Origin of the sequence: Nocardia sp. NPDC050718 (genome assembly GCF_040654235.1) — a bacterium.
Taxonomy (GTDB): domain Bacteria; phylum Actinomycetota; class Actinomycetes; order Mycobacteriales; family Mycobacteriaceae; genus Nocardia.
Genome location: NZ_JBFAHQ010000001.1, coordinates 390,990 through 408,911, shown reverse-complemented (window position 1 = coordinate 408,911; position 17,922 = coordinate 390,990). Strand labels below are relative to the sequence as shown.

Annotated in this window: 13 protein-coding genes; 6 read left to right on the top strand and 7 right to left on the bottom strand. The window is 70.7% G+C overall.

Translation table 11 applies throughout. The features are described 5' to 3' along the window. Nucleotides 1-130 precede the first annotated feature (130 nt). Nucleotides 131-1,003 carry a class I SAM-dependent methyltransferase gene (locus AB0H54_RS01890; RefSeq protein WP_355274961.1) on the top strand — a complete coding sequence of 291 codons (873 nt, stop codon included), beginning with the start codon at nucleotides 131-133 and terminating at the stop codon, nucleotides 1,001-1,003. Here the strand turns inward: AB0H54_RS01890 and AB0H54_RS01885 are convergent. After that, complete coding sequence (locus AB0H54_RS01885) at nucleotides 931-1,227, bottom strand: hypothetical protein (RefSeq protein WP_355274964.1); 297 nt, start codon at nucleotides 1,225-1,227, stop codon at nucleotides 931-933. The genes AB0H54_RS01890 and AB0H54_RS01885 overlap by 73 nt on opposite strands. Nucleotides 1,228-1,438: 211 nt before the next feature. Between AB0H54_RS01885 and AB0H54_RS01880 the strand changes: the two genes are divergently transcribed. After that, on the top strand, nucleotides 1,439-2,887 hold the full coding sequence (locus tag AB0H54_RS01880) for an aldehyde dehydrogenase (RefSeq protein WP_355274967.1): 1,449 nt from the start codon (nucleotides 1,439-1,441) through the stop codon (nucleotides 2,885-2,887). 4 nt (nucleotides 2,888-2,891) lie between these two features. Here the strand turns inward: AB0H54_RS01880 and AB0H54_RS01875 are convergent, their stop codons facing one another. Together AB0H54_RS01875 and AB0H54_RS01870 are read right to left on the bottom strand one after the other, a co-directional pair. After that, a complete protein-coding gene (locus tag AB0H54_RS01875) occupies nucleotides 2,892-3,071 on the bottom strand; it encodes a hypothetical protein (RefSeq protein ID WP_355274970.1) in 180 nt (59 codons plus the stop codon). Nucleotides 3,072-3,362: 291 nt separating this feature from the next. After that, nucleotides 3,363-4,313, bottom strand: a complete 951-nt coding sequence (locus tag AB0H54_RS01870) for a helix-turn-helix domain-containing protein (RefSeq protein ID WP_357342121.1) — start codon at nucleotides 4,311-4,313, stop codon at nucleotides 3,363-3,365. Nucleotides 4,314-4,427: 114 nt separating this feature from the next. Here AB0H54_RS01870 and AB0H54_RS01865 point away from each other — a divergent pair, with 114 nt between their 5' ends. Beyond that, nucleotides 4,428-5,183: a phosphohydrolase gene (locus AB0H54_RS01865; protein WP_357342120.1), complete on the top strand. Its 756-nt coding sequence runs from the start codon at nucleotides 4,428-4,430 to the stop codon at nucleotides 5,181-5,183. 54 nt (nucleotides 5,184-5,237) lie between these two features. On the opposite strand, the gene AB0H54_RS01860 is transcribed toward AB0H54_RS01865, so the two are convergent. The 3 genes from AB0H54_RS01860 to AB0H54_RS01850 all read right to left on the bottom strand — a co-directional run bounded on the left by AB0H54_RS01860 (nucleotide 5,238) and on the right by AB0H54_RS01850 (nucleotide 9,891). Beyond that, the gene (locus tag AB0H54_RS01860; protein WP_357342119.1) at nucleotides 5,238-7,070 is read right to left on the bottom strand and encodes a phosphoenolpyruvate carboxykinase (GTP); all 1,833 of its coding nucleotides are present in this window, start codon (nucleotides 7,068-7,070) and stop codon (nucleotides 5,238-5,240) included. A 252-nt stretch (nucleotides 7,071-7,322) separates the two neighbouring features. Next, the gene (locus tag AB0H54_RS01855; protein WP_357342118.1) at nucleotides 7,323-8,795 is read right to left on the bottom strand and encodes a hypothetical protein; all 1,473 of its coding nucleotides are present in this window, start codon (nucleotides 8,793-8,795) and stop codon (nucleotides 7,323-7,325) included. Beyond that, entirely contained in the window at nucleotides 8,782-9,891 is a 1,110-nt protein-coding gene (locus AB0H54_RS01850; RefSeq protein ID WP_357342117.1) for a hypothetical protein, read from the bottom strand. Before AB0H54_RS01850 ends, AB0H54_RS01855 begins: the two co-directional genes overlap by 14 nt. A gap of 167 nt (nucleotides 9,892-10,058) precedes the next feature. Between AB0H54_RS01850 and trmB the strand changes: the two genes are divergently transcribed. The 3 genes from trmB to AB0H54_RS01835 are packed head-to-tail and all read left to right on the top strand — an operon-like array spanning nucleotide 10,059 to nucleotide 15,916. Continuing rightward, nucleotides 10,059-10,892 carry a tRNA (guanosine(46)-N7)-methyltransferase TrmB gene (gene trmB, locus AB0H54_RS01845; protein ID WP_355274985.1) on the top strand — a complete coding sequence of 278 codons (834 nt, stop codon included), beginning with the start codon at nucleotides 10,059-10,061 and terminating at the stop codon, nucleotides 10,890-10,892. After that, nucleotides 10,889-11,611, top strand: coding sequence for an NYN domain-containing protein (locus AB0H54_RS01840; RefSeq protein WP_355274987.1), 723 nt, complete (start codon nucleotides 10,889-10,891; stop codon nucleotides 11,609-11,611). The genes trmB and AB0H54_RS01840 overlap by 4 nt, the downstream gene beginning before the upstream one ends. After that, nucleotides 11,612-15,916, top strand: a complete 4,305-nt coding sequence (locus tag AB0H54_RS01835) for an MMPL family transporter (RefSeq protein ID WP_357342116.1) — start codon at nucleotides 11,612-11,614, stop codon at nucleotides 15,914-15,916. A gap of 252 nt (nucleotides 15,917-16,168) precedes the next feature. Here the strand turns inward: AB0H54_RS01835 and AB0H54_RS01830 are convergent, their stop codons facing one another. Further along, a complete protein-coding gene (locus tag AB0H54_RS01830; protein ID WP_357344158.1) occupies nucleotides 16,169-17,755 on the bottom strand; it encodes a DUF2339 domain-containing protein in 1,587 nt (528 codons plus the stop codon). Nucleotides 17,756-17,922 lie beyond the last annotated feature (167 nt).

The window sequence follows — 17,922 nt, the reverse complement described above, 5'->3', positions numbered from 1 at the left end:
CGAGGACAAAGGTCGGCACCCACCCTAGCGGGTGTGGTCTGCGCGACACATCTGTATCGGCACGTCCGTCCCGCTGTGTTCCGTCGGACCACGCGATCGGCCCCGGTGACGCTGCCCATAAACTCTGGCCGTGCCGACCGCATCCCTGCCGAGAACCGAGCAGCCCGTCCAGCGCCGCGACCAGTCCAGGTTCGCGCGCCGCGCGACGCTGCGCCGCTCCCTGCGGCTGCTCACCAGCTTCCGGTTCGAGCAGTCCGACCCGGCCAGGTTCTACGGCGGCATCGCCACCGACAGCGCCGACCTGATCGGCGACTTCTACGCCGACATCACCGGCCGCGACCTCACCGGCACCGTCGTCCTCGACGTGGGTGGCGGCCCCGGGTACTTCGCCGACGAGTTCACCGCGGCGGGGGCACGCTACGTGTCGGTCGAGCCCGATCCGTCCGAGATGCACGCCGCGGGCCTGCGGGTCTCCGGGTCGGTCCGCGGATCGGGCATGGCACTGCCGTTCCGTGACGACGCCTTCGACGTCTGCTTCTCCTCGAACGTGGCCGAGCACGTGCCGCACCCGTGGGTGATGGCGGAGGAGATGGTGCGCGTGACCAAGCCCGGCGGCCTCATCGTGTACTCCTACACGGTGTGGCACGGGCCGTTCGGTGGTCACGAGACCGGCCTCTGGCACTACCTCGGTGGCGAGTACGCGGCCCGCCGGTACCGCCGTAAGCACGGCAGGGAACCGAAGAACAGGTTCGGCAGGTCACTGTTCGCGGTGACCGCCGCCGACGGTTTGCGCTGGGCGGCAACGACTTCAGCCGACGTCCGGACGGTCTTCCCCCGGTACCACCCGCGCTGGGCGTGGTGGCTGGTTCGAGTTCCGGTGATCCGCGAGCTACTGGTGAGCAACCTGGTGGTCGTGGCCACCAAGGGCGATCAGGCCAGCCAGCTCAATCGACGCGACCGGCGAACCGGCTCGGGTAGCGCGGCCACCCACGGCGACTCCTGAATCGCCAGGCCCACCGTCTCCAGCGTGGTCAGGCCGACCTGATCAGCCAGCGCCCCGACCATCGCGACCGCCTCAGCGGCCTGAATGGCGGCAGTTGCCTGCTCGATCGTGAGTGTCCGGCCGGGCAGGAATGACACAACCCATCCCCCGCTGCCTACACTCTTCGCTTGATGGTCGGTCTGGTCGCTGGTCATCAACGATCGGCCGATCACTTGCACAGCCATGAGTCGGTCTCCCCAATTCGCTGTAAAGGTCTGATGAATCGAGCGAGCTGATCAGTAGCTAAAGCATCCCCTTTTCAACAACAGAACGCAATAGTGCGTTTACCCGAAAAGCGAACCGACAGGTTGGAATTCGCCCTGTTCACAGTCGTTGCGGCACAGCGAATTAGAACGTGTTGCAGACAACCCAGCCACAAAACTGTAACGTGTTCTTATGCACTACGACAGTCTGTTCATCGGCGGGAAGTGGACCACCCCTGCCGGTAGTGACCGCATTTCCGTGGTCTCACCCGCAACGGAGGAGACCGTCGGCAGCGTGCCCGCGGTGACGAAGGCCGATGTGGACGCCGCGGTCGCCGCGGCCCGCGACGCCTTCGACAGCGGACCGTGGCCATCCACACCGCCACTGGAACGAGCAGAGGTGCTCACCAAGGCGGCCCGACTGATCGAGCAGCGTTCGCCCGAGTTGCTCGCCGCGCTCACCGCGGAGATGGGCGCGCCTTCGTTAGCCGCCTTGACGCTCAACCAGCTTCCGGCCGTCGCCGCGCTGGACGCGTGGGCGGCGCTGGCGAAGACCTTCCAGTGGAACGACACTCGCACCGGCCTGTTCGGAACCTCGCGCGTCTCACGGGAACCCCGCGGCGTCGTCGCGGCGATCACCGCCTGGAACGTCCCGCTGTTCCTGGCCGCCAACAAGCTCGGCCCCGCCCTGCTGGCCGGCTGCACCGTGGTGCTCAAGCCCTCGCCGCTGACCCCGCTGACGGCCAACATCCTCGCCGACATCTTCACCGAGGCCGGTCTGCCGGACGGCGTGCTCTCCGTCCTGCCCGCCGACGCCGCGGAGAGCGAGTACCTGGCGAGCCACCCCGGCGTCGACAAGGTGACCTTCACCGGCAGCACCGCGGTCGGCCGCAAGCTGGCCGCGATCGCGGGCGAGCAGCTCAAGACGGTCTCGCTGGAGCTCGGCGGCAAGTCGGCCGCCATCGTGCTCGAGGACGTCGACCTCGCCGCCAGCATCCCCGTGCTCGCGTTCTCCGGGTTGATGAACAGCGGACAGGGCTGCGTCGCCCAGACCCGCATCCTCGCCCCGCGCAGCCGCTACGACGAGATCGTCGACGCGCTGGTCGCGCACGTCAAGACCATGCAGGCGGGCGACCCGACCGACCCGGCCACCCAGCTCGGCCCGCTGATCAGCGAGAAGCAGCGCGAGCGGGTGGAAGGCTACATCGCCAAGGGCAAGGAAGAGGGCGCGCGCCTGGTCCTCGGCGGCGGCAGGCCTGCCGGCGTCGAGCGCGGCTGGTTCGTCGAGCCGACGATCTTCGCCGACGTCGACAACGCGAGCACCATCGCCCAGGAGGAGATCTTCGGCCCGGTGCTCTCGGTGATCCCGTACGAGACCGAGGAGGAGGCGATCGCCATCGCGAACGACTCCGACTACGGCCTCGCCGGTTCGGTGTGGACCACCGACATCGACCACGGCCTCGAGGTCGCGGCGAAGGTGCGCACCGGCACCTACGCCATCAACTGGTACGCCTTCGACCCCACCGCGCCCTTCGGTGGGTACAAGAACTCGGGCATCGGCCGCGAGAACGGCCCGGAGGGCCTGGACGCGTTCTGCGAGCAGAAGTCCGTGCTGATGCCGATGGGCTGGACGGCGGAGTAGTCGTTCAGTTCTCCGGCATCTGCACCCGCAGTACCGGCTGTCCGGCCACTTGACCGCGGGGTGGCAGGTCGACCACGTCGACCCGCCACCCCGGCGGCAGTGCGCTCTGCAAACGTCCCGCCACGCGTTGCAGCGGGGTACTCGAGTAGGTGTCGGACCCGTATCCGGTCACCACATCGGTCATGCGTCAACCACCTCTCAGCGTCGATCTCATCGGGACCGCATCGGCGGTGCTGGAGTCTCGAAAGGGAGTTAGCTCGGATGGTGCGACGTGCGGAGGAGCCTGACCAGGAATATAAGTCACGACTCCCGCCCAACGGCAGCGACCCTCTGACATCGACAGATGTACCCAGAATCGAGTCGGGGAAATCGTCCACGCCGGAATCTGTCCGGAAACTCATAGTTCGCTTGTCCAGTTCATCACCGCCCGCCGCCCCGAAAACCGCGGCGAAATCGGGATTCTGACGGAACCGTGTCAGTGCCGCAGCGAGCGCCGATAGGCCGAGGGCGTGAGCCCGGTGGCGACGCGCAGATGATCACGCAACGCCGTCACACTGCCGAACCCGGCGCGCTGCGCGACCGCCTCCACCGGAAGGTCGGTGCGCTCGAGTAGTTCCCGCGCGCGGCCGAGCCGTTGCGCGTCGAGCCAGGCGCCCGGGGTGGCACCGACCTCCGCCTTGAAGCGGCGGATGAACGTGCGCTCACTCATCAGCGCGTGCGCGGCCATGGCCGAGACATCGCGGGCGGCTTCGGGATTCGCGGCCGCCCAGGTCAGCGTGGCGGCCAGGCCGCCGTGCGGATCGGGGCCGCCCATCGGCCGCGGGATGTACTGCGCCTGGCCGCCCTCGCGATGCGGCGGCACCACATTCCAGCGGGCGAGGTCGGCGGCCGCGGCCGCGCCGAGTTCCCGGCGCACCAGGTGCAGGCACAGATCCAGGCCGGCCGACAGGCCCGCCGAGGTGAGGATGTCGCCGTCGTCGATGTAGAGGGCCGTCGGGTCGAGTTTCACCGCCGGATAGAGCTCGGCGAACTGATCGCAGTAGCCCCAGTGGGTGGTGGCCGGGCGGTCGTCGAGCAGCCCGGCCTGGGCGAGCACGAAGGCGCCGATGCAGATGCTGGCGATCGTCGCGCCGCGATCGGCCGCCGCGCGCAGGGCGTCGAGCACGGGTTCCGGCGTCGGCAGCGTCGGCAGGCCGATGCCGGGGACGACGATCAGATCGGCCTCGGCCAGGAGCTCGAGGCCGTGTTCCACCCGCAGGTCGAAGCCGTTCGGCGTCCACACCGGACCGGGCCTGACCCCGCAGGTGCGCATCGCGAAGCCCACCGGTTCGCCGGTGACGCCGGGCCCGTGCCGGAACGTCTGCACCGCGCAGGCCAGGTCGAACGTCATCACCCCGTCCAGTGCCAGCGCGGCCACCTCGATCATGACTCCAGTTTGGCACGTATCCACGCATTGCTGGCATTTCCGCCACTTCACCGGCCGGATCCACTCCGCGACACTCGACGGACATCGCGAAACACGCGTCGGAGGAGACCGATCATGCTCACCGTGACACCCGCCCTCGACTGGGAGTGGGCCACCAGCACCGGCGGGAATCTGACCGCCGCCCAGCGCCGGGCCCTGACCGTGCGCCTGCTCCGCACCGTGCCCGCGATGGTGCCGGGCCGCGTGCGGCAGGCACTCGGCAGGCGCGGCTCGGGGCGGCTGGCACTGGCCGAACTGCGGCTACCGGACACCGCGCTCGCTCGTGCCGCCGAAGCGGAAGCGCGCGAACGGCTTTCGGACACGATGCTGGCGCACTCGTACCGCACCTACTTCTTCGCCCGCGCCCTCGCCGAGCTCGACGGCGTCGACCACGACGACGAGATCGGCTACGTGGCCAGCCTGCTGCACGACCTGGAACTCGAACAGCCCACGCCGGGCCGGTGTTTCGCCGTGGTCGGCGGCGAGACGGCGAACGCGTTCGCGGTCCGGCACGGCGCGCCCGCCGAGCGCGCGGCGGCGATCGGCGCCGCGATCGCCGCCCACCTCAACCCGGACGCGGCCGAGAACCTGGCCGATCCCGGCGGTTTCGTCTCCGCCGGGGCCTCGGTCGACGTCCTGGGCCGACGGCTGGCCGATCTCGACGCGGGCTTCGTCGACGACCTGCTCGTCCGGCACCCGCGCCAGGACTTCAAGCGACACCTCGTCGCCTGCTTCACCGCCGAGGCCGCCGCCGTCCCCGACGGCCGCATCCACTGGCTCACCGGCGCGGGCTTCCTGCCGATGATCAAGCTGGCACCCTTCGCCGAATAGACGAAACCGCCCGTACCGCAGTGCGGTACGGGCGGTTCGCTGTCGCGGGGCGGATCAGCCCAGGCGCTCCTTGAGGGCCTCGAACTCGTCACGCACGCCCGAGGGCAGCTTGTCGCCGACGAACTGGAACCACTCCTCGATCGACGGGATCTCGTTGCGCCACTCGTCAACGTTCACCGCGAGGGCCTCGTCGACGTCGGCGACGACCACGTCGAGGCCTTCCAGGTCGAGGTCGGAGGCCGACGGGACGTTGCCGACCGCGGTCGCCTCGGCGCCCGAACGGCCCTCGATGCGGCCGACGATCCACTCCAGCACGCGGGAGTTCTCACCGAATCCGGGCCACAGGAAGCGGCCGTCGCCACCACGGCGGAACCAGTTGACGTAGAAGATCTTCGGCAGCTTGTTCGCGTCGGCGTTCTTGCCGAGGTTGATCCAGTGGTTGAGGTAGTCGCCCACGTGGTAGCCGAGGAACGGCAGCATCGCCATCGGGTCGCGGCGGACGGTGCCGACCTTGCCCTCGGCGGCGGCGGTCTGCTCCGAGCCCATGGTGGCGCCCATGAACACGCCGTGCTCCCAGCCGAACGACTCGGTCACCAGCGGGACGGTGGTCTTGCGGCGACCGCCGAACAGGATCGCCGAGATCGGCACACCCTGCGGGTCGTCCCACTCGGGGGCCAGGATCGGGCACTGCGACATCGGGGTGCAGTAGCGCGAGTTCGGGTGCGCGGCCAGGGTCTCCGACTCGCGGAGGTTCCAGTCGTTGCCCTTCCAGTCGATCAGGTGATCGGGCTCGCCCTCGAGGCCCTCCCACCACACATCGTTGTCGTCGGTCAGGGCGACGTTGGTGTAGACGGTGTTGCCCGCCTCGATGGTGGCCATCGCGTTGGGGTTGGAGCTGCGGTTGGTGCCCGGCGCGACGCCGAAGAAACCGAACTCCGGGTTCACGGCGTAGAGCCGGCCGTCCTCGCCGAAGCGCATCCAGGCGATGTCGTCGCCCAGGGTCTCCGCGCGCCAGCCCGGGATGGTCGGCTGGATCATCGCGAGGTTGGTCTTGCCACAGGCGCTCGGGAACGCGGCGGCGACGTAGTAGTTCTTGTTCTCCGGCGAGATCAGCTTGAGGATCAGCATGTGCTCGGCCAGCCAGCCCTCGTCGTGGGCCATCGCCGAGGCGATGCGCAGCGAGTAGCACTTCTTGCCGAGCAGGGCGTTGCCGCCGTAGCCGGAACCGAAGGACCAGATCTCACGGTCCTCGGGGAAGTGGGTGATGTACTTGGTGTCGCTGCACGGCCACGGCACGTCGGCCTCGCCCTCGGCGAGCGGGGCGCCCACCGAGTGCAGCGCCTTCACGAACGGCTTGTCGGCGCCGAGCTTGTCCAGCGCGGCCTGGCCCATGCGGGTCATCACGCGCATCGAAACGACGACGTACTCCGAGTCGGTGATCTCCACGCCCAGCTTGGGGTCCTCGGCACCGAGCGGGCCCATGCAGAACGGCACCACGTACATGGTGCGGCCCTTCATCGAGCCGCGGTACAGCTCGGTCATGGTGGCGCGCATCTCGGCGGGGTCGACCCAGTTGTTGGTCGGACCGGCGTCGGCCTCGGTCTTGGAGCAGATGTAGGTGCGCGACTCGACGCGGGCGACGTCGGACGGGTCCGACAGCGCCAGGAACGAGTTCGGCTTCTTCTTCTCGTCGAGCTTCTTGAAGGTGCCCGCCTCGACCAGCTGGGTGGTCAGGCGATCCCATTCCGCGTCGGAGCCGTCGGCCCAGACCACGCGATCCGGCTGAGTGAGCTCTGCGACTTCCTGTACCCAGGCGAGCAGTTCACTGTGCTCGGTCGGCGCCGTGCCGTCGGATCCACGAAGACCAGGAATGGTCGCTGAGGTCATGAAAACTCTCCTGAGATGGGCGGTTCTTCGATGCGAAGTCCATCGATCGCCACCGGGCGGGAAGGCGTCCGCAGCGAACCAACCACCGCACAACCCCAAATGGACGGCGTACAGCGACGTCCATGGACGGAGGCCGCGCATCGACTGGCACGGAGCGGACGCCCAGGTTCCTGGTTAAAGGTTAACGCGATATGACGATCGATATTGAATCGGGTTGGGAATCCGGTTCACTGTTAACTACCCACAGGTCGATCACCCAATCACGGCCTCGGCGCGATCCAGCGCGGCGAGGTCTCGCTCGCACGCCGCCAGCTGCGCCGGGCGCTCGGCGACGAGGCGTCGCGCGAGGGTGTCCAGCTCGCCGACCCGGCGGTCGACCGCGACCGCGCGCGCCGTCGATTCCCGGATGACGTGCTCGGCCAATTCTGCCTCGACATCCACCAGAACCGCGGCGACACGCTGCTCGAGCTGGGCTTTCACATTCACCAGCGCCTCGGCCACCCACTGCGAGAGGTGATTGCGCTCGGCCAGCTGACCCCGCGCGCGCACCACCCAGTAGGCCGCGCCCGCGCCGAGCAGCAGCGTCACCGGGACGCTCGCGGCGTCCAGCGCGGGCACCAGCGACAGCGGCGCGACGACCAGCCGACCGAGGCCGACGCCAGCCGACGCGCCGAGCGCGATCATGAGGTGATCTTCGACACCACGGTGTCTCGGCTCGGGATCGGGGCCGACCTGCGGGGCCGGATCGTGCCTGCGCGCCGCGGGCGGGGCGGTGCCGACGCGGCGGGCGGTCTCGATCACCCTGGCGTCGATCGCGGTGTCGACCGCCACCGACAGCTCGGCCACGGCCTGCCGCAACCGCTGCGGGTAGGCGCGCAGCTCGGCGCGGTCGCAGCGGTCGAGCTCGGTGCGCGAGCGGGTGTGCAGGGCGCGTACCAGCGCGCCGACCTCGGTGGTCAGGTCGACGCGGGCCAGCTGGACCTGGCTGCGCACCGCGGACAGCCCGGTCTGGCGGCCGCCGTCCCGCTCGGCCAGCAGCGCCACCCGTTCCTCGCGCAGCCGGGTCGACTCGGCGCCCGCCCGCAGCGCGGTGACCTGCTCGGTGATCCTGGCCCTGGTGTCGGCGAACACCCTGGTCAGCACGACCGAGCGGCGCACAGTGCCGTCGGTGGGCCGGTGCGCGGTCGCCGCGGCCAGCGCGGCGTGCAGCGCGGCCAGGCCGGAGCGGTCGAGCAGGGCGGAGTCGTCGGCGGCGCGGGCCGCGGCGGACAGCCGGGCCGAGACCGGCAGCACGGGCAGGTCGGTGATGCCGCGGGCCGCCAGCAGGGCGAGGCTGCGTTCGCGGGTCGCCTGCCAGTCCTGATAGGCGTGGAAGCCGTTCATGGCGAGCACGATCCGCTCGCCCGCGGCGCGCAGGCGGTCGATCACGGCGAGCATGTCGGCGCCGAGCACGCTGCCCGCGTCGAAGACGATCAGGGCGGCGACGGGATCGGCCGACGCGGTGACGGCGGCCGGGTCGGTCAGGTCGACGCGCGGTTCGAAGCGGGCCAGTTCGGTCCGCAGCAGGGTGGTGTTGGCGTCGTCGACCGCATAGAAGGCGACGGTCGATCCGGCGCCCGCCTGCTCCATCGCCCGCAGCAGGGCGGCGCCCTGCGGATTCCAGCGCTCGACGACAGCCGCGAGCTCGTCGGACAGCGGCTCGTCCGGTTGCTCAGAGCCCGGCACTCGTCATCCGTTCCCAGGCGCGCACATAGCCGTTGTGTACGCGCAGGGCGGCACGGCGGGCGGCGGGCGGCATGTCGCTGGAGACCACGGCCCGCCAGCGGGTGGCGCGGGCCAGCGCCTCGTCGGCGTCGGCGGGGGCGGGCGAGGGGTAGCCGGCGGCCAGGTGGGCGACCTGCGGGCAGGCCAGTCCCGCGCACAGTCCGGCCCACAGCGCGTCGTCGCCGACGAGGTACTGCTCGATCAGCTCGCGGGCACGGCCGCCGTCGGCGGGCACGGCGCGCGCGGCGAGCCGGACCAGTTCGTCGAGCAGTTCGCCGCCGCGCACCGCCTCCACCTGCTCGTAGCGGCGGTGCACGAGCCGGTGCAGCGGGTCGACGCCACCGGCCGAGTGCAGGATCTGGATCAGCGCGGCCGAGGTCAGGTCGGGGTCGGCGCGCAGCGCGGTGAGCGCGCAGTCGACGCCGTAGAGGTCCCAGTTGGCGATCAGACGCCTGCGCGCGTCCTGGTCGGAGCCGGTGCCGATGAACAGGTCGGCCGACAGCACCGACGGCACATCGGGGCCGACCGCGAGCCTGCGCAGGTCGGACAGGTCGGCGGCGTCCACCGCGCCCGCCCTGGTCCGCGCGGCCAGCGAGGCGACGACGGGCACGATCGGCAGACCAAGCTCGCGGGCCGACCGCTCGGCGGCCGCCACCGCGTCACCCCAGCGCGCCCCCACCGCGTCGGCCTTGTTCAGCACCACGACCCCGCGACCAGGCGGCACCGTGGCGAGGACGCGGTGATCGGCGGCCTGCGGCGCACCGGCGAGGACATAGATAACGAGGTCGCCGTCGAGCACCGGGTCCGGCTGATCGGGCTGATCGACCGGCGCGGTCTCCTCCGCCGACAGCAGCGCCAGCGCCCGCAGCACGGTGGTCCGCCCGCTCAGCGCCCGCCCCGCGACCTGGATGTGCAGCGGCCGGCGGCGCCGGGCGACCGCCGCGGCCAGCCGCTCGGCGATCGCCGGGTCGGTCCCCCGCCCGGCACCGATGGCCCCGATCAGCTGGTCGAGCTGGTCGGATGCCCGTGACTGTGCGGATTCGGTGGCTGTCGACATTCTGCACACCCCCTTTTCGGAGGGCATTCTGTCAGATCCGGGTGCCGGTGGCCGTCGCGAACCATCTCCCCGACCTGGGGCAACACCGCCGCTACACCGTGCGGATCGTCGGTGCGCGGTCCGGACCAGCGCACGCGCCTGCGACGTAGCTCGGCGCATGCTGGACAATGGACGGCGTGAACGACGCCGCCAACCACCCTGTCGAGTCGGCGCCGGGGCAGCCGTCCACCGGCTCGACCCATCCCAAGCTGTCCGAGATACCGCACGAGGCGGGCCGCCGCTCGACCACGGGCTCCCGGCTCTACCCCCGCGTCACGAGCTTCCGCTCGCGGCGCGGCGCGCTGACGCCGAATCAGCAGGTCTCCTGGGAGCGCACCTGGCCGGTGATCGGCCGCGACGTCGCCAACGAGCCGCTCGACGCCGACACCTGGTTCGGCCGCAGCGCGCCGCTGGTCATCGAGATCGGCTGTGGCACCGGCACCGCGACGGCCGCGATGGCCCAGGCCGAGCCGCACCTGAACCTGATCGGCATCGAGGTGTACCAGCCGGGTCTGGCCCAGCTGGTCTGCCAGATCGAGCGCGAGGAGATCGGTAACATCCGGCTGCTGCGCGGCGACGCCGTCGATGTGCTGGAGAACATGGTTGCCCCGGAGTCGCTGACCGGCGTCCGGGTGTTCTTCCCCGACCCGTGGCCCAAGGCGCGCCACCACAAGCGCAGGCTGCTGCAGGCGCCGACCTTCGCGCTGATCGCCAGCAGGCTGAAGCCGGGCGGCGTGCTGCACGTCGCCACCGACCATGCCGATTACGCCGAGCACATCCTGGAAGTAGGCTCGGCGGAACCGCTGCTCACCGGCCTGAACGACACCACCGGCGGCGACAGCGCCGCCAACCGCGTCACCGCGCCGATCGGTTTCGAACGGCCCGTCACCAAGTTCGAGGGCAAAGGCCTGCGTGCCGGTAGCGCCATCAACGAGTTCATATGGGGGAAGATCGACAGATGAGCGTGAGTGAGATCGCCACCGAGATGCCGGAAATCGCCCAGGGAGCAGCCGGCAGCGAGGCGTTGAGCAGTTCCGGCTCCGATGTCCGACGCGTCCTGCTCGTCTGGGACGCGCCGAACCTCGACATGGGACTCGGCGCCATCCTCGGTGGTCGTCCCACCGCCGCCTATCGCCCCCGTTTCGACGCGCTCGGCCGCTGGCTGCTCGCGCGCACGGCCGAACTGTCGGTCGGCGCGAAGGGCCGCGTCGAACCCGAGGCGACCGTCTTCACCAATATCGCCCCCGGCACCGCCGATGTGGTCCGGCCGTGGGTCGAGGCCTTACGCAACGTCGGTTTCGCGGTCTTCGCCAAGCCGAAGATCGACGAGGACTCCGACGTCGACGCCGACATGCTGGCGCATATCGCGATGCGCGAGCGCGACGGCGGTCTGGCGGGCATCATGGTGGCCTCGGCCGACGGTCAGGCCTTCCGCGAACCACTGGAAGCCATCGCCGCCAAGGGAATCCCCGCTCAGGTTCTCGGTTTCCGTGAGCACGCGAGTTGGGCGGTGACTTCCGATACTCTCGAGTTCGTCGACCTCGAGGACATCCCGGGAGTATTCCGGGAGCCGCTACCGCGGGTGAGCCTCGATTCGCTGCCCGACGAGGGTGCCTGGCTGCAGCCGTTCCGGCCGCTGTCGGCACTACTCACGTCTCGCCCTGGTCAAGGAGTCGCTTAAGTGTTCACCCGCTGGGGCGATCTGGTCTATCGGTTCCGCTTCGCCGTCATCGTGGTCGTCGGTGGGGCGATGTTGGCGCTGGGTGCCTACGGCATGGGCCTCGGCCCTCGCCTGTCGCAGAGCGGCTGGTTCGATCCGGGCTCGGAGTCGGTGCAGGGCGCGCAGATCGCCGACGGCTCGTTCGGGCGCGACCACAACGCCGACGTGATCGTCATGTACAACGCCCCAGAGGGCAAAACGATCGATGACCCCGAGTTCGCGCAGAAGGTCGTCGGCAGTCTGACCACGATCCTCGCCGAACATCCGGATCAGATCAGCAAGATCAACGGCACCTACTGGAAGGTGGGCGACGCGCCCGCCGTGCCGTCGGCATTCGGGTCCAAGGACAAAAAGCACGGCTTCGCCGCCATCGCCCTCGTCGGCGACAACGACACGGTCATCATGGCCAATTACCGTGCCGTGCAAGATGTCTTCGCCATTCCCGGCGTCGATGTCGAGGTCTCGGGCCTGCAGCCCATCGCGGTCACCCTGACCGACACCATGGATCACGACGTCAAGCGGATGGAAGTGCTGGCCCTCCCCGCGGTGGCGATCCTGCTGTTCTTCATCTTCGGCGGCATCGTCGCTGCCGCGTTGCCGCTGATCATCGGTGGTTTGACGGTTCTCGGCGCCACCGGCGTCGTCATGGCGTTGACCAACTTCGTCGAAGTCAACTTCTTCGTCACCGCTGTCGTCTCGATGATCGGTCTCGGCCTCGCGATCGACTACGGCCTGTTCATCGTCAGCCGCTTCCGCGAAGAACTGGCAGAGGGCTACACCACGCCTGCCGCCGTCCGGCGATCGGTGATGACCGCTGGACGAACAGTGGTGTTCTCCGCGACGATGATCGTCGCCAGCGTCGGCGGCATCCTGATCTTCCCGCAGGGATTCCTGCGCTCGGTCGCCTACGGCACCATCGCCGCCGTCTCGCTGGCGGCGCTGACCGCGGTCACGATCCTGCCCGCGATGCTGGGCATTCTCGGCCCGCGCGTCGACATGCTCGGTCTCAAGTGGTTCCGCAAGACCAGGACCGCCGAGGAAGTCGAGAACGGTTTCTGGGGCAACCTCACCCGCTGGGTGATGCGGCACCCGCTCAAGATCGCGATCCCCGTGACGGTCGGCCTGTTGTTGCTGATCATCCCGGTCAAGAATCTGGCATTCGGCGGGATCAATGAGAAGTACCTGCCGCCGGACAATGAGACCAGGGCCGCGCTCGAGCACTTCTACGAAGTCTTCCCGCAGAAGAAGACCGACCCGATCCAGCTGGTCTTCGTCTCCGACAACACGGTGGCGATCGGCAAGGTCTGGAAGGAGGCCAACCAGGCTCCCGGGCTGGTCGGCCCGTTCGAAGTACCGACCAAGTCGCCGACCAATCCCGAGGTGTTCCGCACCTCGGCGACCCTGGTCGATCCCACCGGCGGTGCCGAACCGACCATCGACTACCTGCGCTCGATCGAGGTTCCCGACGGCGTCACCATGTACGTCACCGGTCAGCCCACGCTCATGGCCGACAGTATCGACACGCTGCTCGAACTGATGCCGTGGATGATCCTGATCGTCCTGTTCACCACCTTCGTGCTGATGTTCCTGACGTTCGGTTCGCTGGTGCTGCCGATCAAGGCCGCGCTGATGAGCGCGCTCGGACTCGGCTCGACCCTGGGCATCCTCACCTGGATCTTCGTCGACGGCAACGGTTCCGGCATCCTCAACTTCACGCCGCAGCCGATCAGCGCCCCGGTGCTGATGCTGATCATCGCGATCATCTACGGCCTGTCGACCGACTACGAGGTCTTCCTGCTCTCCCGCATGGTGGAGGCACGCGCGCAAGGCGCGTCGACCACCGAGGCCGTGCGGATCGGCACCGCCCAGACCGGCCGCATCATCACCGCCGCCGCGCTGATCCTGCTCGTGGTGACCGGCGCGTTCGCGTTCTCCGACATGGTGATGATGCAGTACATCGCCTACGGCATGATCGCGGCGCTGTTCATCGACGCGACCGTGCTGCGCATGCTGCTGGTGCCCGCGATCATGAAACTGCTCGGCGACGACTGCTGGTGGGCGCCGAAGTGGATGAAGCGGATCCAGGAGAAGATCGGGCTCGGCGAGCCCATTCTCGACGACGAGCGGCCGCAGAAGGGCGCCGTGGTCGACCTGGTGAAGACCACGCCGATCACCGATCCGCCGACCATGCAGATGACGGTGGTCCCCGACAGCAAGCTGGCCAAGACCCCGCGCCGCCCGCGCACGGTCGCCGAGATCGAGGCCGAGGCGCCGACCGCGCACCTGGACAAGATCACCGAGCACACCGACCCCGCCGAGCCGGCGCGGCCGCGGCCGCCGATGTCGCCCGATCCGACGCGTCCGCGCGCGCCGATGCTGTCGGGCGAGCCGACCCGGGTGCTCCCCGTGGTCAAGCCGGGCGCCGAACCGCCGAAGCCCGAACCGGATTCGGCCCCGAAGGCGCCGGAGGCCACGCCGCCGTCGATGTTCACCACCGGTGAGCCGACGCAGATCCTGCCGGTCGTCAAGCCCGGTGCCGAACCGCCGAAGTCCGAACCTGGCCCCGATCGTCCGGGCCGGGACGCGCCGCGCGGCGAGGTGGGTTTCCGTGCGCCGGAGGCGAACTCCGCCGCGCCCGCGACGCCCGGCGATTCCGGGGTGATCGGTGGCGACAGCACCGGACCCGCGATCGACGGCGTCATCGGCGGACGCGACCTGTCTGCCTTCGCTCCCGCCCCGGCACCCGATCGTGGTCCGGGTGCCTTCCCTGGTCGGGCTCCCGCTTCCGGCCCGACTCCGGCCCATGGCTCGGGTCCGGCCGCTGGCTCGACTCCGGCCCCCGGCTCGGCTCCGGCTCCTGGCTCGGCTCCGGCCCATGGCTCGGCTCCGGCCCATGGCTCGGGTCCTGCCGCTGGCTCGGGTCCTGCCGCTGGCTCGACTACGGCCCATGGCTCGGGTCCGGCCGCTGGCTCGGGTCCGGCTCCCGGCTCGGGTCCGGCTCCCGGCTCGGGTCCGGCTCCCGGCTCGGCGCCCGCTCCCGGCTCGGTGCCTGCTCGTGGTCAGGGTGGCGCTCCCGGTCCGGCCGCCGCCCGTGGTCAGGGTGCCGTTCCCGGCCCGGTTCCCGCTTCCGGCTCGACTCCGGCCCACGGCTCGACTCCTGGCCCGGCCGCTGGCTCGACTTCCACCACCCCGGGCGCGGCGCCGAGCCGCGATACCCCGCCGCCGCGCGGATCGGCGCGGGTGCAGCCGCCGAGCGGCTACAGCCCGTCCGCACCCCGGGTGTCGACCCCGGGTGAGGCACCCGGATTCGGCGCGCCCGCAGAGGATTCCGACGCGCGGCCGAGCATCGTGCCGCCCGCCCGGCCGAGCATCGTCAACCCGCAGCCGCGTGGTGTGGTGCCGCCGCCGGCGCCGAGCATCGTGAACACGCCGCCGCCCGGTGTCGTGCCGCCGCCGGCGCCGAGCATCGTCACCCCGCCGCCGAGCATCGTGTCGCCGACGCCGCGACCGGTCGAACCGCCCGCGGGCGGGACGTTCAGCGGATTCACCCCGCTGACCGGCTTCGAGCCGACGCCTCGCGAGGAGGCGCCGGAACCGGAGCCGCGCAGCACGGCGTCGGCGAGCGACGATCTGTCGGTGACGCCGGGCGCGCATCGCGCCGAGTCGCCCGCGAACGACGGCGCGCGGCCCGAGCAGGACGACGAGCCGCGGGGTGTCTTCGGCACCTCGGTCCCCGTCGAACCGCAGCAGCCGACCTCGCCGTGGAACGGCAGCCCGGCCGCGCCGAGCGGATTCACCGCCCCCGACTCGGACAGCGGACCCCGGTTCGCCCCGGTCACGCCGTCGCCGGAGCAGGACTCGGCGCGACCGGAGGTGCGCCCGCAGGTGGCCCCGCCCGGTTTCACCGCCGTCCCGTCCGGCGAGGTGACCCCGGCGACCGAGCCGATGCCGCAGGCCGAAACCGCCGAACCGGCGTCGAACCCGAGCCGGTGGCAGGCCCCGGACGGCTTCACCGCCGTGCCCGCGCCGACGGCCGCCGCGCCCGAGGCGCCTGCCACGCCGGAGCCCGCCGCGGACGACAGTGCCACCAGCGCACCGGATCTCGACGAGCCGGATAGCCGCAACGAGATCGAGAACTGGATGGCCCAGCTGCGTTCCTCCCGGCGCGGCACCGCCGCCGCCGAGGAGGGTCGGCACAGCGGCAACGAAGGACGCACGGTCAGCGTGAACGAGCTACTGCGCCGTCGCGAGGACGACTCGAACTGAGCCGAGCCGAGCTCGAACGCAAGGAAACCCACGGCGACCTTTCGCCGTGGGTTTCCTCGTTCAGCGCTCAGCCGAGCGGTAGAACCTGCCGCCGGGGAACGTCTCGATCAGCCGGTGCCTGCGGACCATGGCGACGGCGGCGTGTCTCGCTCGGATCGGCTGATTCCCTTCCGATTTCGCTTCATCCGACGACCACCGGGCCGGTCCGATGAGGGACGCGCTCACAACGGCACCGCCCTCGGCGGGGGCTCGCTAGCTGTTCGGGCGGGTGGGCGCCGCGTCGGCGAAGGCACGCGCGTAGCGAGTTCCGGTGAGCAGCAGGAGCATTCCGACCACCAGGAAGGCGGCCACGCGGACCAGGCCGGACAGTGTCGACAGGTCGAACAGGAACAGCTTGGCCAGTGCGGCGGCGGCGACCAGCAGGCCCGAGACCAGGCAGACCTTGGCGACGGCGGGCGAGCGGGACAGTCGGCGCAGGCCGTAGAACAGCGCGGCCGTGGCCGCGGCCATCCACACGATGGTGGCGATGCTGTGGCCGAGGATGAAACCGTCCGAACCGCCGAAGGATACGCCCAGCGAGACCGACGCGACCAGCACGTAGTAGAGCCCGGCGACACTCACCGCGATCCACACCCCGGTGACGAGCGCCTGCTCACCCCAGCCCCGCACCCGGGGCACCGTCCACGCCACCATGGCCGCGACGCCGAGCCCGAGGACAGCGGCGCCGGCGGTCGCGAGGTCGAGGCGCTGGTCGGAGAGGCGGTGCAGCGCCAGGGTTTCCGGCGTCGCCATCGCCAGCAGCACCAGTCCACCGAGTGCGGCGAAGGCGATGCCGAGGCCGGCGCTCACCCGCGTCCGGCTCGTCGCCGCGACCGCGAGGAAGGCCAGGGCCACCGTCGCGAACGCGATCGGCAGCAGCCGCGGCTCACCGCCCGTCCCGGTGACGCAGGTCAGCAGCAGGGCGACGGCGCCGGTGAGCGCGGCGACCAGCGCGGTGTGCCGGGGAATCCCGAGACGCTCGGCGAGCCCGGCGACCAGCGTCGTCGCCGCCAGGCCGAGCAGGATCGCGGCCTGCGCGCCGGCGATCGCCGTGGTCACCGGGCGGTCGAACAGCAGCGCGGCGGCGAAGACGGGCAGCGCGGTGAGCGCGATCGTGACGCTCGCGGTGATGTCGCCGGAGCGGCGCCGGACCACCAGCAGCGCGCCGATCAGCCCCACCACCGCGCCGGCGACGGCCGCTGCCAGCAGCCCGCCGCGCTCCTCGACGACCTCGTCACCGGCGATGGCCGCCGACAGCCCGCTCAGCGCGATCATGCTCAGCGCGGCCAGCACCACCGGCAGGGTCCGCGCCACGTGCAGCACCGGCCACTCCCGGCGCATCTGCACCGGCACCCCCGCCGCCTGCAACACCACCAGGAACCCCAGCAGCAGGAGCTCGGTCGTCAACACGGGCGACAGCACCGCCGCGCCGAGCACCACCCCCACCGCCAGCGGTTGCGACTGCCACCGCATCGCGATCCCGACCCCCGCCGACGCGACCCCCAACGCCACCGCGAGCCCGATCCCCGGCGCCACCCAGTGGTAGTACCCGGTCACCGCGACCACATCCAGGTAGGCACCGGCAATACCGGTGGCCACCAACGCGATTCCGCCGACCCGCCCACCGGGCCGCCCGAACACCCGCCACCCGGCCGCGACCAGCCCGACCGAAAGCGCTCCCCCCGCAACAACTCTCGCCACCGGCCCGAAGAACCCGGCCTGCGCCGCCAACACCAGCAACATCAACACACCGATGAGCGTCACCCCGACACCCGCGACCGCCAGCGCCCGCGAAATCACCCCTTCCCGCTGCCACCACGGCGTCCGCGGCTCCCGCACCACCGGCGCCGCCCATGCCCCACCGGGCCGCCCCGCCCCATACCCCGACGCCCGGTTCCACCCACCGTACGACGGCGGAACATGCTGCGCCCCAGCCATTTGCCGCACCTGCCCATACCCCGGCGCCC